At 63.5% G+C, this 20,920-nt stretch carries 19 protein-coding genes and 2 tRNA genes; 12 read left to right on the top strand and 9 right to left on the bottom strand.

Annotation, left to right across the window (positions count from 1 at the left end; all coding sequences use genetic code 11):
* The first annotated feature begins 75 nt into the window (after nt 1–75).
* The 3 genes from E1748_RS21035 to E1748_RS21025 all read left to right on the top strand — a co-directional run bounded on the left by E1748_RS21035 (nt 76) and on the right by E1748_RS21025 (nt 4,138).
* On the top strand, nt 76–744 hold the full coding sequence (locus E1748_RS21035; protein WP_133649066.1) for a DUF6781 family protein: 669 nt from the start codon (nt 76–78) through the stop codon (nt 742–744).
* Between the two features lie 149 nt (nt 745–893).
* On the top strand, nt 894–2,792 hold the full coding sequence (locus E1748_RS21030) for a sensor histidine kinase (RefSeq protein WP_133649065.1): 1,899 nt from the start codon (nt 894–896) through the stop codon (nt 2,790–2,792).
* A complete protein-coding gene (locus tag E1748_RS21025) occupies nt 2,789–4,138 on the top strand; it encodes a sigma-54-dependent transcriptional regulator (RefSeq protein ID WP_133649064.1) in 1,350 nt (449 codons plus the stop codon). Before E1748_RS21030 ends, E1748_RS21025 begins: the two co-directional genes overlap by 4 nt.
* Before the next feature lie 65 nt (nt 4,139–4,203).
* Here E1748_RS21025 and E1748_RS21020 read toward each other — a convergent pair whose 3' ends face one another.
* Complete coding sequence (locus E1748_RS21020) at nt 4,204–4,515, bottom strand: TFIIB-type zinc ribbon-containing protein (RefSeq protein WP_166653599.1); 312 nt, start codon at nt 4,513–4,515, stop codon at nt 4,204–4,206.
* A 132-nt stretch (nt 4,516–4,647) separates the two neighbouring features.
* Nucleotides 4,648–5,397 carry a TerC family protein gene (locus E1748_RS21015; protein ID WP_133649062.1) on the bottom strand — a complete coding sequence of 250 codons (750 nt, stop codon included), beginning with the start codon at nt 5,395–5,397 and terminating at the stop codon, nt 4,648–4,650.
* Nucleotides 5,398–5,531: 134 nt separating this feature from the next.
* Here E1748_RS21015 and E1748_RS21010 point away from each other — a divergent pair, with 134 nt between their 5' ends.
* Nucleotides 5,532–6,413 (top strand): LysR substrate-binding domain-containing protein, encoded by an 882-nt coding sequence (locus tag E1748_RS21010; protein ID WP_133649061.1) that lies wholly within the window; start codon nt 5,532–5,534, stop codon nt 6,411–6,413.
* On the opposite strand, the gene E1748_RS21005 is transcribed toward E1748_RS21010, so the two are convergent.
* The 3 genes from E1748_RS21005 to E1748_RS20995 all read right to left on the bottom strand — a co-directional run bounded on the left by E1748_RS21005 (nt 6,371) and on the right by E1748_RS20995 (nt 8,823).
* Nucleotides 6,371–6,847, bottom strand: coding sequence for a TerB family tellurite resistance protein (locus E1748_RS21005; RefSeq protein ID WP_133649060.1), 477 nt, complete (start codon nt 6,845–6,847; stop codon nt 6,371–6,373). The genes E1748_RS21010 and E1748_RS21005 overlap by 43 nt on opposite strands.
* Nucleotides 6,848–6,967: 120 nt before the next feature.
* Nucleotides 6,968–7,498, bottom strand: coding sequence for a lipocalin-like domain-containing protein (locus E1748_RS21000; protein WP_420819335.1), 531 nt, complete (start codon nt 7,496–7,498; stop codon nt 6,968–6,970).
* Between the two features lie 59 nt (nt 7,499–7,557).
* The gene (locus E1748_RS20995; RefSeq protein ID WP_166653598.1) at nt 7,558–8,823 is read right to left on the bottom strand and encodes an MFS transporter; all 1,266 of its coding nucleotides are present in this window, start codon (nt 8,821–8,823) and stop codon (nt 7,558–7,560) included.
* 99 nt (nt 8,824–8,922) lie between these two features.
* On the opposite strand from E1748_RS20995, the gene E1748_RS20990 reads away from it, so the two are divergent.
* Nucleotides 8,923–9,831 (top strand): LysR substrate-binding domain-containing protein, encoded by a 909-nt coding sequence (locus E1748_RS20990; protein ID WP_133649058.1) that lies wholly within the window; start codon nt 8,923–8,925, stop codon nt 9,829–9,831.
* Between the two features lie 22 nt (nt 9,832–9,853).
* Here E1748_RS20990 and E1748_RS20985 read toward each other — a convergent pair whose 3' ends face one another.
* Entirely contained in the window at nt 9,854–10,837 is a 984-nt protein-coding gene (locus E1748_RS20985) for a helix-turn-helix domain-containing protein (RefSeq protein WP_166653597.1), read from the bottom strand.
* 633 nt (nt 10,838–11,470) lie between these two features.
* Between E1748_RS20985 and E1748_RS20980 the strand changes: the two genes are divergently transcribed.
* Nucleotides 11,471–12,973: a hypothetical protein gene (locus E1748_RS20980; protein WP_133649056.1), complete on the top strand. Its 1,503-nt coding sequence runs from the start codon at nt 11,471–11,473 to the stop codon at nt 12,971–12,973.
* A gap of 111 nt (nt 12,974–13,084) precedes the next feature.
* A complete protein-coding gene (locus E1748_RS20975; protein ID WP_133649055.1) occupies nt 13,085–13,405 on the top strand; it encodes a hypothetical protein in 321 nt (106 codons plus the stop codon).
* A gap of 70 nt (nt 13,406–13,475) precedes the next feature.
* On the opposite strand, the gene E1748_RS20970 is transcribed toward E1748_RS20975, so the two are convergent.
* Complete coding sequence (locus tag E1748_RS20970; protein ID WP_133649054.1) at nt 13,476–14,453, bottom strand: NADP-dependent oxidoreductase; 978 nt, start codon at nt 14,451–14,453, stop codon at nt 13,476–13,478.
* Nucleotides 14,454–14,536: 83 nt separating this feature from the next.
* Between E1748_RS20970 and E1748_RS20965 the strand changes: the two genes are divergently transcribed.
* Nucleotides 14,537–15,103, top strand: coding sequence for a TetR family transcriptional regulator (locus E1748_RS20965; protein ID WP_240766707.1), 567 nt, complete (start codon nt 14,537–14,539; stop codon nt 15,101–15,103).
* Between the two features lie 106 nt (nt 15,104–15,209).
* Here E1748_RS20965 and E1748_RS20960 read toward each other — a convergent pair.
* Nucleotides 15,210–15,296, bottom strand: a tRNA-Leu gene (locus E1748_RS20960).
* 151 nt (nt 15,297–15,447) lie between these two features.
* Nucleotides 15,448–15,534 (bottom strand) — tRNA-Leu (locus E1748_RS20955).
* Nucleotides 15,535–15,880: 346 nt separating this feature from the next.
* Here E1748_RS20955 and rnr point away from each other — a divergent pair.
* The 4 genes from rnr to rpiA all read left to right on the top strand — a co-directional run bounded on the left by rnr (nt 15,881) and on the right by rpiA (nt 20,917).
* Nucleotides 15,881–18,343: a ribonuclease R gene (gene rnr / locus E1748_RS20950; protein ID WP_133649053.1), complete on the top strand. Its 2,463-nt coding sequence runs from the start codon at nt 15,881–15,883 to the stop codon at nt 18,341–18,343.
* A gap of 165 nt (nt 18,344–18,508) precedes the next feature.
* Nucleotides 18,509–19,258 (top strand): 23S rRNA (guanosine(2251)-2'-O)-methyltransferase RlmB, encoded by a 750-nt coding sequence (gene rlmB / locus E1748_RS20945; protein ID WP_133649052.1) that lies wholly within the window; start codon nt 18,509–18,511, stop codon nt 19,256–19,258.
* Between the two features lie 8 nt (nt 19,259–19,266).
* Nucleotides 19,267–20,166, top strand: coding sequence for an N-acetylmuramoyl-L-alanine amidase (locus E1748_RS20940; protein WP_133649051.1), 900 nt, complete (start codon nt 19,267–19,269; stop codon nt 20,164–20,166).
* Between the two features lie 58 nt (nt 20,167–20,224).
* A complete protein-coding gene (gene rpiA / locus E1748_RS20935) occupies nt 20,225–20,917 on the top strand; it encodes a ribose-5-phosphate isomerase RpiA (protein ID WP_133649050.1) in 693 nt (230 codons plus the stop codon).
* Nucleotides 20,918–20,920: the final 3 nt, after the last annotated feature.

The following is a 20,920-nucleotide window of genomic DNA, read 5'->3' as shown; positions in this document are numbered from 1 at the left end:
CACGTTTATACGAGGACGCCAGGGTATTCCCGGCGTCCCGCGACATTATGGTTTCATCGTGAGAGGATTCGGACAATGACTGCATCTGCAATCGATCAGGAAGCACTGGTCAAGCTGTTTGCGAAAGCGACTTCGTCGCAGGGCGAGGCGCTGCGAAACACGGTTCGCGAGACGACGTTGAAGGCGTTGCAGCAGCGCGAACTGACGCTCGTGAATATCCGCAAGACGCTGGGCGCGGTGACCCAGGCGGTGTCGACCGGCACCGCGCAGAGCGACGCGAGCCCGGCGAGCGTGGAAAAGTTTCTCGGTGAAGCGTTCAGTGGGATGGATGCCGCGCTGCTGCAGGCGGTGCAGGCGCAGCGCAAGGCATTGGAGCAGTTCGTCGAGCAGGGTGTGCGCATCGAAAGCGAACAGATGAGCGCGGCGTTGAAGGGGCTTGAATCGATGGAAGAGACGTTCTTCAACGCCGTGACGACCGCCGCGCGGCAGGGAGACGACGCATTGCAGAAGCAGTGGCAACAGGTGCTCGCGAAGGTCGGCGGCACGAATACGGGAGAGCAGTCCCGCGTTTCGCTGGAGCAGTTGATGGACCAGGCGCGCAAGGTCGTGCGCGATGGACGCTCCAGCGGCATGCAGTCGGCGCGCATCATGATGGACAGCTACGCGACGCTGGTCAGCGGCGTGCTGATCGGCATGTCCGAAGGGCTGCAGTCGGCCTCGCCCGGACGATCAGCGGGAAAGTAGCGGACCGGTGAGTGCGGGGTGAGCGTATCGTGAGCGCGTGCGACGCCGGACGGCTGCAGTGGAGGAGAACGTTCGATGATGCACACGACCACGCCGGCAGAGTTGGCGGTCACGCACGGCTTGCATCGCGCCACCCTCGGTGGGTTTCGATGGACGCGATAAAGCCGGCACCGACGATTCGAAGCCGGGGCCGCGCGATCTGGCGTCGGACGCGCTGGTGGAGCGTCTACGCGCTGATCATTGCGGCCGTCGCGGCGATTGCCTACGTAAGCGCGGTGCATGCGGGTCTCGAGCGGATGCGCGAGGACAACCGGCAGCGGCTCGAGATGGTCAGTGCCGGACTGCACGGCGATCTCGCGCGGCTCGACTATCTGCCGTCGCTGCTGCAGATGACACCGGATGTACTCGCGCTGCTCGCGTCGCCCGCCGATCCCCATCTGCGCGGATCGGTGAATCGCTATCTGGAACAGGTCGGCGAAACCGTTGGCGCGTCCGCGATCTATGTGCTGAACCGCGATGGCGTCGCAATCGCCGCGTCGGACTGGCAGGAAGCCAGCACGCCGATCGGCATCGACTTCTCGTTCCGGCCTTACGTGAAAGATGCACTGCTGCACGGTAGCGGCAATTTCTATGGCATCGGCGTGACGAGCGGCCGGGCCGGCTACTACCGTTCCTATGCGCTGTACGACGGCCGTCAGTTGCGCGGCGTGATTATCGTCAAGGTCGACGTGGGCAGGCGCGCGCTCGAATGGAAAAGTCTGCCGGGTGTCGTGCTGTTCGTGGATCAGAGCGACGTGGTGATGCTGTCTTCCCGCGACGAATGGATGTTCCGGCCGCTGCAGCCGCTGTCGGCCAGGGTGCGCGCGGAGATCGTGGCGACAAGACGCTACGGCAACGCGTCGTTGATGCCGCTCGGCTGGCTGACGAAAGAACATCTGGGCCTGCGTGCTTCACTGGTTCAACTGGTCGGCAACGAGTGGCTCGCGACCGAACATGTGGTGAATCAGGCGGGGTGGAGGTTGATCGTGCTCGACGAGGTGGCACCGGTGCGCACGAACGCGGCGCTCCTCGCGCTGACCGCCGCGCTCGGCACAGCGGTGCTGCTGCTGATTGCAATCGTGTCCGCGCAGCGACGGCGGGCCTTTCGACAGAAGCTGGCCGGCCAGGCTGCGTTGCAGGCGGCACACGACAGTCTCGAGACAAAAGTGGGCGAGCGGACCCGTGAGTTGCGCGACGCGGTGACCCGGCTCGGTTCGGAAGTCGAAGTACGACGCGCGGTCGAATCCGATCTGCGCGTCACGCAGGGCGAGCTTGTGCATGCGGGCAAGATGGCGGTGCTCGGTCAGATGTCCGCGGGCATGGTGCATGAACTCAATCAACCGCTGGCCGCGTTGCGCACGCTTTCCGATAACGCATGCGTACTGCTGGAGAACCGTCGCCTCGACGACGTGCAGCGCAATCTTCAACGCGTCGTGCATCTCGTCGACCGGTTGGGGAATCTGACGCGGCAACTGAAGGCCTTTGCGCACAAACCGGAGTTGCCCGGTTCGACGGATTCGCGCGATAGCGGTGCGCAGCAGACGATCCTGGTCAGGCAGGCGATCGGCAATGCGCAATTGCTGCTGGCGGGGCGCCTGCGCGATAAAGACGTGGCGTTCGACGTCCAGGTGAATCCCGCCGATCTGACGTTATCGATCGACGCCGCGCGTCTCGAACAGGTTCTCGTGAATCTCTTTGGCAACGCGATTGATGCGATGTCGGGTCAACCGATGCGGCAGCTTCGGGTCAGTGCGCGGATCGACGAGATCTGCGTGATCGACGTTGTCGATAGCGGGCCCGGGATTCGCGCGGACATTCTGCCGCATCTGTTCGAGCCGTTCACCACGAGCAAACCGGCAGGCGAGGGCCTGGGTTTGGGACTGACGATTTCGGCGCATATCGTCCGCGAATTCGGCGGACAACTGGAAGCATCGAATATCGACGGCGGCGGGGCCTGCTTCAGGATCCGGCTGCCTTATCGCCGTGTTACCGGAGATCCATCCCAATGAACGAACCACTAGCGATACGGGTGATCTTCGTCGATGACGAGGCCGACGTGCGGCTGGGCAGTACGCAGGCACTGGAGCTGGCCGGATTCGAGGTCGACGGCTTCGAGACGGTCGAGAGCGCGCGGGCGTGTATCAGGCACGGTGCGCCGCTCGTCGTGCTGTGCGACGTGAAACTGCCTGGGATGCCGGGCAACGTATGGCTGAATGAAATCCGCGCGATCGATCCGGACTTGCCGGTGATCCTGATCACGGGGCACGGCGACATTTCGATGGCCGTGAAGGCGATTCGCGAAGGCGCATATGACTTCATCGAGAAGCCTTATTCGTCGGACCATCTGGTGGCTGTTGTGCGGCGCGCGGTCGAGAAGCGGCAACTGATGCTGCAGATGCAGGCGTTGCGCGACCAGATAGAAAATTTTCACGGTATCGAAGGCGCGATACTCGGCGTCTCGGTGCAGATGCAGCGCCTGCGCACTACGCTGCTGCGTCTCGCCGACATGGCCGCCGACGTCGTGATCTACGGCGAGACCGGCACCGGCAAGGATCTCGTCGCGCGCTGCCTGCACGACTATAGCGATCGACGTCACGCGAACTACGTGCCGCTAAATTGCGGCGGCATGTCGGAATCGCTCGCGGAAAGCGAACTGTTCGGCCACGAGGCGGGATCGTTTACCGGCGCGACGCACGCGCGCGTCGGGAAGTTCGAGCATGCGAACGGCGGCACGCTTTTTCTCGATGAAATCGAAAGCATGCCGATCGCGGTTCAGATCAAGTTTCTGCGTGCGTTGCAGGAACGCAGTATCGAAAGGGTCGGGTCGAACCGGCAGATTGCGGTCGACTGTCGCGTGATCGCGGCTGCCAAAGAAGACCTCAAGGTGCTAAGCGATCAGCAGAAGTTTCGCCTCGATCTTTATTATCGCCTTGGTGTTGCGTTTATCGAATTGCCGCCGCTGCGCGAACGGCGGGAAGACATTCCGCTGCTGTTCGAGCACTTCACGCTGCTCGCCGCGAACCGCTTCAAGCTGTCGGCGCCGGTGCTCGACCGCGCTCAGCTCGCGGAGTTGATGTCCTATAACTGGCCGGGAAACGTGCGTGAACTGCGCAATACGGCGGACCGTTTCGTGCTGGGGTTGATCAATGAGCGTCTGACTTCTGCCGCGGGCCGGTACGGTGTGCTCGGTAGTCTGTCGGAACAGGTGGAGCAGTTCGAACGCGTGATGATCGGTGAGGAAATGAAACGTCATCAGGGGAATACCGCGCTTGCGGCGAAGGCGTTGGGGCTGCCCAAGCAGACGCTTTACGACAAGCTAAGGAAGTTGAGGATCGTGCCGGAGGAGTTTAGATGACGTAGCGGGCTCGAATGGTGTCGGAGGCGCGCCAACGTGGCACGCGCCTCCGGTCACCGTGAACATCAATCAAAGTCGAACATATCGAACAACGAACGCTTCTTCCTGTACCCGCGATGTCCGGAGCGGTCGTCGTCGTACTTGCGTCCGCTTTCGTAGCGACGATCGTGGTCGCGATCACGTTCACGATCGTCGTAGTCATCGCGGCGCACGTTACGGCGCGGGTCGCTATCGGACTGTTCGGCTTCCAGCGCGATCAGCTTGTCGAGTTCGCCGCGATCGAGCCACACGCCGCGGCAGGTCGGGCAGTAATCGATCTCGATCGACCGGCGCTCGGTCATCGTCAGATCGGTTGTTTTGCAGACTGGGCATTTCATGTTGCTGGCTCCTTTTAAAACTGGAAGGGGTGAGCAGTCAATGTAACGACCCACCCGCCTTTGAAAAACCAGTGATTCACGATCGATCACTTCGGTTTATTCGAACCTGCGCGAACCTGCGCGAACCTGCGATTAACCGACATCGGCAACCCGCTTCTCCTTCACGCGGCGTGCCAGCACGTTCATCCCTTCAACGAACGCGGAGAACGCCATGGCCGCGTAGATGTAGCCCTTCGGGACGTGCGAGCCGAAACCGTCCGCGATCAACGTCATCCCGATCACCAGCAGGAAGCTGAGCGCGAGCATCACGACGGTCGGATTGCGATCGATAAACCCGACCAGCGGCTTCGCGGCGAACAGCATCGTGGCGACGGCGGCCAGCACGGCGATCACCATGATCGGCACGTGCGTGGTCATCCCGACCGCAGTGATGATGCTGTCGACGGAGAACACGAGGTCGAGCATCACGATCTGGCTGATCGCGGCCAGCGCAGTCAACTGGACAACCTTCCCAGCCATGCCGTCGGTCGCATCGTTCGGAGCGACGTGATAGTGGATTTCGCGCGTCGCCTTCCACACGAGGAACAGGCCGCCGCCGATCAGGATCAGATCGCGCCAGGAAAACCCGTGGCCGAACAGCGTGACGACCGGTTGCGTGAGCTGCACGATCCACGCGACGGTGCCCAGCAAGCCAAGCCGCATCACGAGCGCGAGCAGAATGCCCATGCGCTGCGTGCGGGCGCGCTGCGCTTCCGGCAGCTTCCGGCTAAGGATCGCGATGAACATCAGGTTGTCGATGCCCAGCACGATTTCCATCGCAACGAGGGTGACGAGCGCGGCCCAGGCGGCCGGGTCGGAGGCAAGAGCGAGTAGATAGTCCATGGGAAAGTCGAGAGTCGGTAGGTGAGAACACGTCGAACGGTTCCGTCATGATTGCCGGATTGTCGTTTCGAATAAATCAGTGATAATCGAAGCAACACATCGGTTTTTCAGGAACGTTCCAGGAACCCCAACACATGCTCAACTACCGCCATCTCTACTATTTCTGGATCGTCGTGAAGGAGGGCGGGTTCGCGCGCGCGGCGGACCGGCTCGACATGGCCGTCCAGACCATCAGCGCGCAGGTGCGCGAACTGGAGCGATCGATCGGGCGGCAGTTGCTGAAACCGGCGGGACGGGGCGTCAAGATGACCGAAGCCGGCGAGACCGCATTCAGCCACGCCGAGCAAATTTTCTACCTCGGCGAAGCGTTACTCGACGAAATGCGCGACACGGAAGGCGAAAGCGCTGCACGTCTCGCGATCGGTCTGTCCGACGGCATTTCGAAGCTCGCCGCGCATACGCTGCTCGAACCGATACTGGGGACGCCGTCGCTACGGCTGCTGTGTCACGAGGGGGAGCACGCGGAGCTGCTGTCGGAGCTGGCGCTGCACCGGCTCGACCTGGTGCTCGCGTGCCGGCCTGCGCCGCACGATACGGATCTGCGGCTCATTAGCGAACGGCTGACGGGGTCGCCGGTCGACTGGTACGGTCCGGCTGCGTTTGCGCGGAAATCCGTGCAGGCGCATTTTCCGGAAAGTCTCGCGGACGTGCCCGTGCTGCTGCCCACCGCGCACAGCGCGTTGCGCGCGCGGCTCGATCGCTGGTTCGAAGCCGCCGGGATCCGCCCAAGGATCGCCGGCGAGTTCGAGGACAGCGCGTTGATGGCCGTGTTCGCAGCACGTGGCTTAGGCGTGTTTCCGCTCGCGGAGATGGGTGCCGGCGATCTGGCGTTGCTGCGCGGACTGCGCTGGATCGGCCGGGCGGAAGGCGTGTCCGAAGAGATTCACGCGATCCGCTCCCGGCGCGGCCAGCATCACGCATTGGCCTCCAGGGTGGTGGCGGCTGCACGGGCCTGAACCTGCCGGGCGGCCGGCCACGCGTTGCGTGACGGCGTGGCGGGTGCCGGCTGCAACGTCCACGCACTCAGTATCGCGGCGAGCGTCGCGATTTCGCCGTCGGCCAGGTAGTCGTCTGCCGCTGCGACCGCCACGCAGAGACGCATGGTCTTGCGGCGCAGGACCGGGTCGTCGATTTCCGCGAGCAGTCTGTCGAGCGTCGCGCTGTCGGCATGCGCGGCGACCGGCATCGACGGCGCGTGCGCAATCGAACGGTCTTCGCACAGCGTCTGGACGATCCACGCAAACTCGGTAGGCCCGAGCCCGAGTTCGCGATTGATGTTGAGTTTTTCGAGCACCGCATCTTCGTAGCGGTCGACGTGACCGTCCGCGATCAGGACGAGCGCGACGATACGTGCGGCGGCTTGCGGGCTGTTGCGGGGATAGGTTCGCATGATGTTCCCGGTTTGCGGAAGTGCTCCGCGCTGTTGAAGAGCACTCAGTGTCCGCGATGAAGCACATCGGAAAAACCATGGAATCCGGAAGTAAAGGTTCGGGAAAACCGAACCTCGGAATCACATTGCCCGTACCCGTTTCCACACCGAGATCGGTACGTCGCCGTTCGGGCGCGGCACCACGCGATAGCTGAGTTCATCGTCTTTCAGCTCGTAGTGGCGCACCTGTCGATCGCCTTCCCAGTTCGGGTACAGCGACTTCTCGATCGAGAACGTCAGCGTGCCGGCCTTTGTATCGGCACTGACCATGCCGAAATGCGAACTCGTGCCCATCACGGCGGCCTTGAATTCGTCGGGCGTGCCGGTGGGTTTGTCGCCGGACGCGAAGCGGGGACGCTCGGTCTTGTAGATCTGCAACGTATAGCGGCCGTCGCGGTCGATCATCAGCAGCCCGGCCGGTGCGGCGCCGAAGTCGCGGCCTCGTGTGCCGTCCGGATGAAGGACGTCGGCGGCGACCAGCTTCCACGTACCGACGAGCGATGGATCGATCGTCATCATCGGACCGGCCGCGCGTGCGGCTGATGCACCGAACGATGCGGTCACGCAGAACGTGCTGACTAACGCAGCTTTCAACAGGGTATGGGGTTTCATGTTTCGAGAGCATCCTTAAAGGTGAACGGGAAAACGCGTTGTTGCCTGATGCGGCGCATTCATGCCGACGATGAAGCGGTCTCGACGTCGGCGGCGAGCACGGGATGCTCGGGTCGTAGCAGCCGGCCGATCCCCTCACGCCGGCTCGCCAGCACGACGACCGGAATGAGGATCAACATCGACGCGGCCTGCCACAGATAAAGCTGCCGATACAGATGATGTCCGGCACTCATCGCGACGACTGCGTAGACGACCAGACCAGCGACGCCGTTGAGCACGTTGAACGTGGCACTCACGCGGCCCTGATACAGCGGATCGGTCGCACGTTGCGCGGCGCTCAACGCGATCACGCTGCTCTGGAAACTCATGCCGAGACCAACGTACGTGATGAACGCGACGGCCAGTCCGTGGCATTGCGCGAACACCAGCAGGCTCAGCGCAGCGACGAGGAGCGCCAGCATCAGCACGGTGCGCCGGCCGAGCCAGTCGGCCAGCCGCACGACGAAGAAGCCGCTGACGATCGCACCCAGCGCGTAGCCCGCGTCGATCTTGCCGAACGCGGCGGCATCGAGATGCAGTTCTTCGCGCACGAACGGCGCGAGCATCGCGTTGATGCCGAAGATCACGGTCAGATTGGCGAGCATGAGTCCGTAGAAGAACGCGATCGCGGGGCGCTGTGCGATATGGCGTATTCCGTCGCGCAGATCGCTGAGATGCGTGCGTGTCTGATTTGCGGGCGCGCTCGCAGGCATCGCCACCGCGCGCATCCGACGCGCGACCGCGAAACCGAAGATCGCCGACAGCAGGTAGGTCGTGCTCGCCACGCCGATCGTCGCAGCTGCGCCGATCGCCGCGAGCACCAGGCCGGACGCGGCCGCGCCGAGTATCTGCCCGGTCTGTCCGGTGACGACGGTCAACGCATTGAGCCGGAACATCTGCTCCGAGTTCGCGTCACGCACGAGCGCCGCGCGCCACGCGAGCGTCTGAATCTCGTTGCCGAGTGCGATCAGGAAGCTGACTGCGTACGCGAGCGGCGCGGTTGCATAACCTGCGGCGTAGAGGCCGCCATAGCTCACCAGCACGAGCCAGCGGAACACTTCCGCTTGCCACGCAAGACGCGCAGGCTGACTACGATCCACTGCCACGCCGATGACCGGCGACAGCAGCAGACTAGGCAGGATCGTCATGACCAGCGTGATCGCCGCGCTCGACGGACGACCCGTGATCTCGATGATCAGCCACGTGTTGATGAGAAAGAAAAAGCCCGTGCCGACCTTGGCGGCGGCGATCGTTGCGCCATAGAGGCGTATCGTCTGCGGCGTCACGCGGTCCGTCCTGAAAAAACCGAATGGACTCACGATAAGCGCTTTAGAATGGCAAGAAAATTCGATAATTCTTAAACGATTTATCCGAAAAACTGAACCATGAGCCGCATCAACCTCGACATGGATGTCCTGCGCACGGTCGTGACCGCGCAGCAGCTCGGCAGCTTCAATCGCGCGGCGGACCGGCTCGGACGTTCGCAGTCGGCGGTGAGCCAGCAGATTCGCAAGATCGAAGAGCAGATGGGGCAGCCGCTGTTCCAGAAGCAGGGACGAGGGCTCGTGCCGACCGCGGCCGGCGAGATCGTGCTCGCGTACGCGCGCCGGATTCTCGATCTCAACGACGAAGCTGTTTCAGCGGTGCGCGGCTTTGCGATCGACGGGCAGGTACGTGTCGGTCTACCCGCCGATTTCGCCGAGACCTGGCTGCCTGCAGTGCTTGGCCGCTTCAAGCGCGCGCATCCGGCGGTACGGATCGAAGCGGTAGTGGATCGCAACGGGAGCCTGCTTGCGAGTCTCGACAACGGCGACCTGGATCTAGTCCTCTCGCTCGGCAACGATACTCGCAAGGATGCCGAACCAGTCGGGATGGTGCCGCTGCACTGGATCGGTCCGCTGTCGATCGACACGTTGTGGACCGCAGGCGAGCCCATTCCGCTCGCGATGTATCAGGCGCCGTGTTTTTTCCGCAAGCATGCGCTCGCGGCGCTCGACCATGCCGGTCTGCCGTGGCGGATCGCGTTCACGAGTCCGAGTCTGCATGGGTTGTGGGCCGCGGTCGAGGCGGGGCTCGGCGTGACGCTGCGTACGGCGATCGGCTTGCCCGATCGGGTGAATATCGTTAGCGACGCGCTGCGTTTGCCGCAGGGGTTGCCGAGTCTCGCTGTGTCGCTGCACGACGGTGGCCGGTCACTACTGCCGGCGGCCGCGCGATTGCGGGAAGTGATGCTTGACACGCTGGCGGACAGCTTGCCGGAGCTGGCTGGCCAACGCTCCGAACGCGCGGCTTAAACAAGCGTCACGCCATAGCGGTTCAATCGTCGGTCTCGTGCGATTGCTGTTGCTGTTCGGGCGTCTCACGTGGCGTATAGCCGAATTCCGCCTTGAAAATCCGACTGAAATATTTCTCGTCGGTGAAGCCGTGACGCCACGCGATTTCGCTGATGCGCTCCTTCGGCCGACCTGCCGACGACAACACCTGATGCACCCGATACAGACGTTTGCGACGCACTTCACGCATCACGCCGCCCACGTTCTCGAACAGCCGGTAGAGCCCCGCACGCGATAGCCCGACGTCCTTGCATATTCTGTCGGGGCTCAGGTCGGGCTGCAGCAGATGATCGTCGATATAGCGCTGCACGCGGTGAACCAGTACGTTGCGGATCGGCTCGTCGGCGGCGCGCAGTGTTTCGCGTTCGGGCTGAAGGCTCGCGATCAACAGCTGGATCGTCGCCTCGGCGACATGCGGGATGTCGCTTGCCGTGAGCCGCGAGATCGAGCCGTGCAGCAGCGACAGATAGTTGCCGAACAGCGAACCGACCCCGTGTGTCATCGACTGGCCATGCCATCGTTCGGTATCGGACGGCAGCAATTCTCGCGGAACCGACAGCGAGATTTCGCTTCCCGGCGTAAGCGCGCGCTCGAACGGGTACGCAAAATCCAGCAGATAAAGCTCGCCCGGTTGCTTGAGATTGCCGAACGAATCGGATCGCAGTCCGGCGGTGCCGCTCAGCTGTAGCGTGAAGCTATGGAAGTCGCGACGATCCGCCCGGATGCGTGCAGGCGTGCGCTTCGCGTCGTACGAGATCGATTGATCCGGATGCTCCCAGGTGCGGTTCGCGAGAATCAGCGGACCGATCCGGACAAATTCGCGATGCGCGTCGAACGGAAGATCGGACTCGTACGTCGCGATGAAATCGCAATAGGTGCTGTAGGCCGCCCACGCGTCGAAGCGCTCGGCGACGGGCGCCGAGTCGGTCGAAAAACGGCGCACGCTCAACGGAGAAAGATCATGCACGTTGCGGCTCCTGTAGAGGCGTACTCGATAAAAACGGCTTGCGCATCGCGCGGGACGCGACCGCATTGTCGTTTGACTACCGACATTAAATAACCGGGGTTTTTACGTACCCCAAACGGAACGCAACGCGATCATATAAGTAAAAGAGCAGCGAGCGCGTACTGCAACAAAAGTCCACCCATTTAGAGACGCAGCGCCACCCATCGCTAATCCGGTGCGACCTAGAATCGGCCATCGATTAACGGCATATCGGTCGCGATTTTGAAAAATATCTTCAACAGCAATATACGCGCTACGCGAATCGGGCTCTGGGAGAGGGGCAGTGATCGATCACCGCAGACAGCCGTCAGCGTGAATGGCCGGCCGCTGCGTTTATAGCGAGCGCCACGTCAATTAAAACCAGGGCGAGACGGTCTGATCGTCGAGCGTTCTTGAGTCGCTCGCCCAATCGCAGGTTTATCCATCGGAGTCGCCACTCGCAGCGCAATCGTGCGCGGCGCTGTCGGCGCACGTCTTTGCGCTGGTGTGAATCGCACCCGAATGGATTCAGTCGTTGTGAGGGGAGGCGCCGCGATATCGATTGCAATATCGATTCGACAGCGCACAGGCATGACATTTTTTCTGGGGATAACCATGAAATCCATCGCAGCGGTTGCCATTGCAGCCTGCCTTGCGTTGTCCGCATGTGGCGGCGACGACGTGTCGAAGTCTTCCGGCAATGCCGCTACGGGGTCGGGCGGCACGACGACCGGTACCGGCAATCCCGCGAATCCTGGGGGCGGCACGAGCGTCAAGGCGGGTTGGTCGGCGGGAGCCGCCGTTGACGGCAAGGGTCCTGAATTTCTGCCTGCGGTGACCGTCGATGCACAGGGAAATGCGCTTTCGTTATGGATGACTAATGGTCCCAGCGGAAGCCTCGGCAACGAGATGTGGTCGAGCCGCTATGTTCCCGGTACCGGCTGGGCGACACCGGTACGCGTCGATACGTCCGATGGCGCCAACGCCATGAATGCACCCGGCACCAGCGCGCCACAGTTGGTCGGCAGCGCCGACGGTCATGCGCTGGCACTGTGGCAACAGTTTCTTGCGGGCACTGGGTACGGGTTATGGGCGCGACCCTACGATCCGGTGAGCGGATGGGGCACGGCCGTGGAATTGTCCCCGAACGAGACCAGCTTTTCGTGGACAGCCGGGATCGACGGAAAGGGCAATGCGACCGTGGCCTGGGAGCAGAAGACCGACGTGTCCGATACGCGTGTTTTCACGAGCCGCTATACGGTCGGGGGCACGTGGTCGTCTCCCGCGCAGATCGTGCAGCCTGTGCAGACGGGCCCAGGCGCGGTCACCGGTGTCGGCGGACAGGGCATCCATAACAGCTTGTTGAATCTCTCGGTGACGTCGTCGGGCAATGCGGTGCTCGCGTGGCAGCAGTCGGACAACACGCAATCGGCGTTGTGGACGACAACCTACGATCCGTCGAACGGTTGGGCCAATGCGAACCCGGTGGTACTCGAAGCAGGCAGCCCAGGAAGTAAAGCGGTCTTCGCGCCGGCGGCCGGCATGGACGCGAAGGGCGACCTCATGCTGGTATGGGGCGAGGTCGACATCGACAGTAACGGGGCGCACACCACGACGATGTCGCAACGCTATGTCGCGGGCACGGGCTGGCAGGCCGCATTGCCGGTGATGCCGTTCGTCGACACGGCGGACAACGGTTATTACCCGCAACTTGCGATGAACGACCAGGGTGTCGCCGCCGTGACGTGGATCATGCCCGACGGCACGCTGCGGGCCAACGTGACCGATGCGAACGGTGCGTGGGGGACCACGCAGCAGATGACCGCGCATGTGTACCAGTTGAACAATAGCCAGCCCCGCGTAGCTGTCGACGCAACCGGCAATGCGACGGTGGCCTGGCAGGACACGAGTGCCTCGAATTCTATTGACATCGTCGCTAACCGCTACACGAACGGTGCGTGGGGTACGCCTGTGCTGTTCGGTCAGCAACCGCAGGATGCGACCGAGCCCTCGCTGGCCGTGAACGCATCGGGTGTCATGGCGCTCATCTGGCAACTGTACAAGGACAGCACCGTGGGCGAAATCCTGCAAGTGAGCTTCTATACGCCGGGTTCGTGAAACGTGGTGCGGGGCAGAGCGATGCGTCGTTCTGTCTCGCCGCAGTTCGAATTCAACGGCGGTAATGGGACGATCGCGATTTCGGCCGTGCTGCTAAAAACAGGAGTATCCATGCAAATGCACAACGCAATCCGTACCGCGATCGGAGTGGCCGTCACAGGTGTGTTGCTGTCGGCGTGCGGCACGACGCAAATGAACATGATCGACGTTCAGACCTCTACCGCGAAGACACTCGGACTCGCTTCATCGGATGAGATCACGATCGCGAACATCGAGTACGGGCAGAAGAATGCGCTCGGCGGGCAGCAGGTCAACTACGACGCGACGACCGGTAAAGGTCGTCGCTTCACGTGTACCGTTTTTATGATCCCGGGACTTACGCCGATCAATCCGCCTACGTATAACAACTGGGAGTGTCATCCGCATAAGTGATGTCGATGGTGGCGTCTGCATGATCGTCGCGTGATCTGGTCGGCGATTATGCTGTCGAGCACGAGCCAGCTCAATCGCGAAGCACCAGAACGAGCTTGCCGCGAGCGCGACCAGCCAGACTGATATCGAGTGCCTCGCGCCAGTCCTCCAGCGCAAAGGTCCGCGTGACCGGTATAAAGAAACGTTTGCTCGCCGCCAGTTGCCCGTATTCGCCGAGCACATCCCAGCGAAGCTTGAAGCCGCCTTCAGATTGGACGTTCTCCGCGCCGGTCCGCACGCCGGTCTTCGCGGCACCTTCGAAGTCGGTGACCGTGATGATTCGCGTGGGATCTCCTTCGGCGATCTCTATCAGGTCGGGTAGCGCGCTGGCAGCGTGCGCTTTCAGGTTGACGGGTGCCACATCCACGATAACGTCCGGCGATTTATCAACCAGCACACGGACTCGCTCCACCATTCCGTCGCCATGCGCGGCGACCAGGACGCCCATCTCGCGCAGCCGGTCCGCGAAGGTTTCGCCGGCCGTCGCGATCACTCGGGCACCCTGCAGGAGGGCCATCTGAACGGCAGCGAAACCGACCATCGTGCCGCCTCCGTTGATGAGGACCGTCTGGCCTTTCTTGAGACCCGCCCAGGCGAGGTAGCGGGCTGCCGTCTCGACGACCATCGGCAGCGCTGCGGCCTCGACATGCGACAGCCCGTCAGGAAGCCGGTCCCAGTGGTAGAGGATCGCGTAATCGGCCGCGCCGGCGGTCGGATAGTTCTGGAAGTCGGACGGACCGAACACGGCGTCGCCCACGGCAACGTCGGAAACGCCTTCCCCGACAGCCGTGACAACGCCCGATACATCCAGCCCGATACCGGATGGCAGCTGTCGGGCAGAAAACCCCCGACAGAGCGCCCAGTCCGCCGGGTTCAGTCCACACGCATGAACGCGTACCGCTACATGTCCGGCGTTGGGCGCGGGTATCGGCACCTCTTCGAGCCGAAGTACGTCGGCGGGCTCGCCATATCCGTGATAACGGACCGTTCTCATTTTCCCGGCGGTCATGGAGTCCTCCAGATGGGCTATAGTCAGTGACTGACATTGATTATAGATTTTATGTCAGTCACTGACAATTGAGGGTGTGAGCTGTGCCGAAAGATCAAGGAAATGTGCGTCGCCGGATGCAGGAGGCTGCGATCGAGTTATTCGTCGAGAAAGGCTACGACGGGACTACGGCGGCCGAAATCGCGGCGCGCGCGGGCGTCACGGAGCGGACCTTCTTCCGTTATTTTCCTGACAAGCGGGAGGTGCTGTTCAACGAGGCCGAGTTGCATGCAAGGCTGGACACCGCGATTGCCGGGGCGCCGCCTGAGCTCGGACCGTTAGAGGTGGTGGTGTGGGCGTTCCAGTCGCTCGCGCCGATGTTCGAGGAGAACCTTCCATTCGCCGAGCCGGTGCACGCGGTGATCGCGCAGACGCCCGCATTGCAGGAGCGTCAGCTGGCCAAAACGGCGTCGATCACGCGGACCATCACCGAGGCCCTCCGGCGTCGCGAGGTCGAGCCTGCGCTTGCGGGCCTCGCCGCTGTGACCGGCATGGCCGTCACCGGACATGGCTTGCAAACGTGGGTGCAGGATCCGTCGTTGCCTCTCGTCGAACATTTCGAGAATGCTTTTCGAGCGTTGCAGGGGTTGTCGACGTTGGCGACCCGGTAGGCGAGAAGGGGAGTCAGCGCTGTTGGAGCGTGAGAAACAAAAAAGCCCGCGGTAGCGGGCTTATTTTGTGTTCAGAAGATCTGCGTAGCAGTCTCTGGATCTTGCATGGTGCCCAGGAGAGGACTCGAACCTCCACGGTGTTGCCACCGCTAGGACCTGAACCTAGTGCGTCTACCAATTCCGCCACCTGGGCATGCTTCAGGCTAGACCGCTATTGTAGCGGGCTGATAGAGCGTGTCAATTGAAAGTTGAAAGCGCATTCTGCTTCGACGAAACCGCAGGCTATCGCCCGCGCAACGAAATCGCCAAAAAGAAAAGCCGCCCGAAGGCGGCTTTCCGATGTCTGGTGCCCAAGAGAGGACTCGAACCTCCACAGTGTTGCCACCGCTAGGACCTGAACCTAGTGCGTCTACCAATTTCGCCACCTGGGCAGGTGTCTTGTTACTTCTTCTTTCTGCTTGCTCGCCGGTTGTTTTCAGCGCGCCCTGCAGGAAAGAACGCAATTATAGCGGCCGATCGAATGCTGTCAAGCGTTTCGCGTGCCGCGCACTGCGTGGCGGCAGCCGCCCGTTCATCGCGACGGATGGTGCCGCGTGGCGCCAGGGACGGATGTTAGAATGCCCCGCAGAAGTCCTTCGGGACTGGCTCGCGGCCTTCAGGGTTCGCGGCTGCAGCAGGCGACAGGCTGGCGGGGACGTTCCCCGGTCCATGCCCGGCAATGCACCGCGTCATCTCGCCACGACGTCCACGCAACGAGAACAAATCATCGACAAGCCCTTGAGCAAATATCCGTACCCGATTCCGAGCCGCGAGGAAATCCTCGGCGTGCTGCGCACGAGCGAAACGCCGCTTGCCGCGAACGACATCGCCGAAGCGCTGTCGATCAAGCGCCAGGAGCGCGAAGGATTTTTCAAGCGCCTGGGAGCGATGGAGCGCGACGGCCAGATCCGGCTCGATCCGCGCGGCCACTACCAGCTCACCCATCCGTCCAATTTCGTCGCGGGCCGCGTGCAGGGGCATCGCGACGGCTATGGGTTCCTCGTGCGCGACGACGGTCAGGACGATCTGTTCCTGCCGACCGGCGAGATGCAGAAGGTCATGCACAACGATCGCGTGCTCGCGCGGATCGTCGGCTATGACCGGCGCGGACGGCCCGAAGGTCATATCGTCGAGGTCACCGACCGCGCGAACCGTCGCGTGATCGGCCGGCTGCTGAACGAGAACGGCGCGCTGATCGTCGCGCCGGAAGACAAGCGCATCGGCCACGACATCCTCGTCACGCAGAACACCAAGAAGGCGAAGGTCGGCCAGGTGGTCGTGGTCGAGCTGACGGATTTCCCGAGCCGTCATTCGCAGCCGCTCGGTCGCGTGGCCGAAGTGCTCGGCGATATCGACGACCCCGGCATGGAAATCGAAATCGCGGTGCGCAAGTACGGCGTGCCGTACGAGTTCGGCCGCGCCGCGCTCGACGAAGCCGCGAAGCTCCCCGACGAAGTCCGTCCGGTCGATCTGCGTCATCGTGTGGATCTGCGCGACGTGCCGCTCGTCACGATCGACGGCGAAGACGCACGCGACTTCGACGATGCCGTGTACTGCGAGCCGACGTCTGTCGGACGTGGCGACGGCTTCCGGCTGATCGTCGCGATCGCCGACGTGTCGCACTATGTGCAGCCGAAGGGCGGCCTCGACGCCGATGCGATCGAACGCAGCACGTCGGTGTATTTCCCGCGTCGCGTGATCCCGATGCTGCCCGAGAAGCTGTCGAACGGACTGTGCTCGCTGAATCCGCACGTCGATCGTTGCGTGCTGGTGTGCGACATGATCGTCACCGCGCGCGGCGAGATCAAAGGCTATCAGTTCTACCCCGGCGTCATGCATTCGGCCGCGCGGCTCACGTACACCGAAGTCGCGGCGGTGCTGAAGAACACGAAGGGTCCGGAGGCGACGAAGCGGGCCGCGTTGCTGCCGCATCTGCAGAATCTGAACGGCGTGTACAAGGCGCTGTTCGCCGCGCGCCAGAAACGCGGCGCGATCGATTTCGACACGACCGAGACGTACATCGTCTGCAACGCGCAGGGCAAGATCGAACAGATCGTGCCGCGCACCCGTAACGACGCGCACAAGCTGATCGAAGAATGCATGCTGGCCGCGAACGTCTGCGCGGCCGACTTCATGAAGCGCAACAAGCACCCGGGCCTGTACCGTGTGCACGCAGGGCCGACGGCCGAGCGCCTCGAGAACCTGCGTACCTTCCTGCGCGGCATGGGTCTCGCGCTCGGCGGCGGCGAGTCGCCGCACGCGAGCGATTACGCGGCGCTGATGGCGCACATCCGCGATCGGCCCGACGCGCAGATGCTGCAGACGATGCTGCTGCGCTCGATGCAGCAGGCCGTCTACAGTCCGGACAACATCGGCCACTTCGGGCTTGCCTACGAGGCGTACGCGCACTTCACGAGCCCGATCCGCCGCTACCCCGATCTGCTCACGCACCGCGCGATCTACGCGATCCTGCAGGGCAAGAAGTACAACCCGGAAGCGCCGGACGGCGTCGAGCTGAACACCGCACTGTCGCCGCGCGCCCGCGCGATGCAGAAGTCCGACGACGAAAAACGCGGCCGCAGCCGGCAGAACACGGCGATCTGGGAAGAACTCGGGTTGCACTGCTCGGCGAACGAGCGTCGTGCGGACGAAGCGTCGCGCGACGTCGAAGCGTGGCTCAAGTGCTACTTCATGCGCGACAAGCTCGGCGAGGAATACGGCGGGATGGTGAGCGGCGTGACGTCGTTCGGCATTTTCGTGCAGCTCGACGCGCTGTTTATCGAAGGGCTCGTGCACGTCACCGAACTCGGCTCGGACTACTTCCAGTACGACGAGATCAAGAACGAACTGCGCGGCGAGCGCACGGGCATTCGCTATCGATTGTCGGATCGCGTGCGCGTGCAGGTGAGCCGCGTCGATCTCGACGCGCGCAAGATCGATTTCCGGCTCGTGCGCGATGCACCGGTGAAGGCGCCGTCATCGCGTCCGGTGCACGTCGACAAGTCGGCGCTCGACGCAGGCGGTCCGCGCGTGCGTTCGCTGCCGCCTGCCGAAGGCGGTCGTCGCAAGAAGGCGGCGCCTGCGCAGACGGTCGCGGTGAAGGAAGCGCGCGATGCGCGCGGCGCTGCGAAGAAGCGCGGTGCCGCGTCGAAGTCCGCGCCGCGGCCGGCACCGAAGCCGCAGGCACGTAAAAAACGCTGACCGCGCGGCGTTCGCCGCGTCGGGTCCAGGCGCGCGCAGCAGCGGGCAGGTTCGCCGCTGCTGCGCGCGTTTCGCATGGGCGCGCCGGTTGTGAGTGGTTGTGGTCGACGTTGACCACGCGCCGGCCGCGCATCGAAGAAACACATCTACAAAGGTTGTTCAGTCATGTCACGTCTCAAGGTTCTCTACGGGTTTCACGCGGTGACCGCGCGTTTGCGGCACGATGCTTCGACGGTCGAAGACGTCTATTACGACGCGACGCGTCGCGATCGACGGATGACGGAATTCCTGAGCGTCGCGAAAGAAGCCGGCGTGCGCGTGATCGCCGCCGATGAAACGCGTCTGTGGGGCCTCGCGCACACCGAACGCCACCAGGGCGTCGTCGCGCGCGCGAGCGAAGTGGCGCTCGCGCAGAATCTCGCGGAGCTGCTCGACGGTGTCGACGGTTCGCCGCTGCTGCTGGTGCTCGACGGCGTCACCGATCCGCACAATCTCGGCGCGTGCCTGCGCGTCGCGGACGCGGCCGGCGCGCACGCGGTGATCGCGCCGCGCGACCGCGCAGTGGGCCTGAACGCGACCGCCGCGAAGGTCGCGAGCGGCGCGGCGGACACCGTGCCGTACATCACCGTGACGAACCTCGCCCGCGCGCTGCGCGAGTTGAAGGACGCGGGCGTGTGGATCGTCGGCACGGCCGGCGAGGCGACGACCAGCCTCTATCAAACGAAACTCGATGGCCCCGTCGCGCTCGTGATGGGCGCCGAAGGCGAGGGCATGCGCCGCCTCACCCGCGAAACCTGCGACGAGGTGATGCAGATTCCGATGGCGGGGACGGTCGAGAGTTTGAACGTGTCGGTGGCGTCGGGCGTGTGTCTGTTCGAGGCGGTGCGGCAGCGGTCGGTGAAGGTCAAGGCGTAACGCGGACCATGTTTGCGCTGACGCCGAGCCTGGCGCGGGTACGTCTCGTATTCGCGTTTCTGGCGCTGCTGCTCGCCGCCTGCTCGACCTCCACATCGATCGATCGCGGCACCTACGTCGCCGATACGCGCTACCACGCTCAGAACGTCGATTCGCGCGTGCGCTTTCTCGTGATGCACTACACCGAAATTGACGAACGCCGCTCGATCCAGGTGCTGACCACCGAAGGCGTCAGCGCGCACTACGTCGTGCCCGACGCGCCGCAGATCCGGAACGGCGAGCCAGTCGTGTGGCAACTGGTGCCCGAGTCGCAGCGCGCGTGGCATGCGGGCACGAGTTCGTGGCAAGGCACAACCGAGCTGAACGCGGCATCGATCGGCATCGAGAACGTCAACCTCGGGCCGATCGATACCCCGCAAGGTCGCGGCTGGCAGCCATACCCGCCGGCGCAGGTCGACGCGCTGATCCGTCTGTCGAAGGACATCGTCACACGCTATGCGATCGCGCCGACGCGTGTCGTCGGTCATAGCGACATCGCGCCGCAGCGCAAGATCGATCCGGGTCCGCTGTTTCCGTGGAAGCAGCTTTACGACGCGGGCGTCGGCGCGTGGCCCGACGCGGCGACGGTCGAGCACGATCTGGCCGGGCGTGATCCGCACGCGCCCGTCGACGTGCAGTCGCTACAGCAAAAACTCGCGCGCTATGGCTACGACGTCGCGACCGACGGCGTGCTCGACGAACGCACGCGACGCGTGTTCGCGGCGTTCCAGATGCATTTCCGTCCCGCCGACTACAGCGGCCACGCCGATGCCGAAACCGATGCGATCGCGCAGGCGTTGCTCGACAAGTACATGCCGACCGCTGCATCCTCAGCAACGGTGGCGCCGGATGCACAGCGCGGACCGTGAGTCGAAGACCGCGCGACTCCGGTAAACTCCAGCTTTTCCGCCTCCTGCTCCTCCTCCCATGACTCAAGACGAACTCAAGCAACTGGTCGGCCGCGCCGCTGCCGACTACGTGAACGCGCACGTGCCCGAAGGCGCCGTGATCGGTGTCGGCACCGGCTCGACCGCGAACTGTTTCATCGATGCGATCGCCGCGAGCCGGTCACGCTATCGCGGCGCGGTGTCGAGCTCGGTCGCGACGACTGCGCGTCTGGAATCGCACGGCTTCAAGGTGTTCGATCTGAACGAGATCGACACGCTGACGGTGTACGTCGACGGTGCCGACGAGATCGATGCGAGCGGCGCGATGATCAAGGGCGGCGGCGGGGCGCTCACGCGCGAGAAAATCGTTGCGTCGGTGTCGGACGTGTTCGTCTGCATCGCGGACGCGTCGAAGCGCGTCGCTGTGCTCGGTCAGTTCCCGCTGCCCGTCGAGGTCGTGCCGATGGCGCGCACCGCGATCGGTCGACGCATCGCGGCGCTCGGTGGCGTGCCGGTGGTGCGCGTGACGAAGGACGGCACGCCGTTCATCACCGACAACGGCAACGAGATCATCGACGTGAAGGGTCTGCGGATCGACGATCCGCGCGCGCTCGAAGCGCAGATCAACAGCTGGCCCGGTGTCGTGACCGTGGGGCTGTTCGCGGCGCGTGGCGCGAACCTGTGCCTGATCGGCGCGGAGCAGGGCGTCGAGACTATCGAGTACGGCAAGTAAGCG

The organism is Paraburkholderia flava, from assembly GCF_004359985.1.
GTDB classification, from domain to species: Bacteria; Pseudomonadota; Gammaproteobacteria; order Burkholderiales; family Burkholderiaceae; genus Paraburkholderia; species Paraburkholderia flava.
This window is presented reverse-complemented; position numbering and strand designations above follow the sequence as displayed.

Coding starts and splice junctions, on each gene's coding strand:
- E1748_RS21020 (WP_166653599.1), bottom strand. CDS start 4,515: ATGAAATGCCCAGTCTGCAAAACAACCGATCTGACGATGACCGAGCGC.
- E1748_RS21005 (WP_133649060.1), bottom strand. CDS start 6,847: ATGCGAACCTATCCCCGCAACAGCCCGCAAGCCGCCGCACGTATCGTC.
- E1748_RS20990 (WP_133649058.1), top strand. CDS start 8,923: ATGAGCCGCATCAACCTCGACATGGATGTCCTGCGCACGGTCGTGACC.
- E1748_RS21030 (WP_133649065.1), top strand. CDS start 894: ATGGACGCGATAAAGCCGGCACCGACGATTCGAAGCCGGGGCCGCGCG.
- E1748_RS20970 (WP_133649054.1), bottom strand. CDS start 14,453: ATGACCGCCGGGAAAATGAGAACGGTCCGTTATCACGGATATGGCGAG.
- rpiA (WP_133649050.1), top strand. CDS start 20,225: ATGACTCAAGACGAACTCAAGCAACTGGTCGGCCGCGCCGCTGCCGAC.
- E1748_RS21025 (WP_133649064.1), top strand. CDS start 2,789: ATGAACGAACCACTAGCGATACGGGTGATCTTCGTCGATGACGAGGCC.
- E1748_RS20975 (WP_133649055.1), top strand. CDS start 13,085: ATGCAAATGCACAACGCAATCCGTACCGCGATCGGAGTGGCCGTCACA.
- rlmB (WP_133649052.1), top strand. CDS start 18,509: ATGTCACGTCTCAAGGTTCTCTACGGGTTTCACGCGGTGACCGCGCGT.
- E1748_RS21035 (WP_133649066.1), top strand. CDS start 76: ATGACTGCATCTGCAATCGATCAGGAAGCACTGGTCAAGCTGTTTGCG.
- E1748_RS21010 (WP_133649061.1), top strand. CDS start 5,532: ATGCTCAACTACCGCCATCTCTACTATTTCTGGATCGTCGTGAAGGAG.
- E1748_RS21015 (WP_133649062.1), bottom strand. CDS start 5,397: ATGGACTATCTACTCGCTCTTGCCTCCGACCCGGCCGCCTGGGCCGCG.
- E1748_RS20940 (WP_133649051.1), top strand. CDS start 19,267: ATGTTTGCGCTGACGCCGAGCCTGGCGCGGGTACGTCTCGTATTCGCG.
- E1748_RS20980 (WP_133649056.1), top strand. CDS start 11,471: ATGAAATCCATCGCAGCGGTTGCCATTGCAGCCTGCCTTGCGTTGTCC.
- E1748_RS21000 (WP_420819335.1), bottom strand. CDS start 7,498: ATGAAACCCCATACCCTGTTGAAAGCTGCGTTAGTCAGCACGTTCTGC.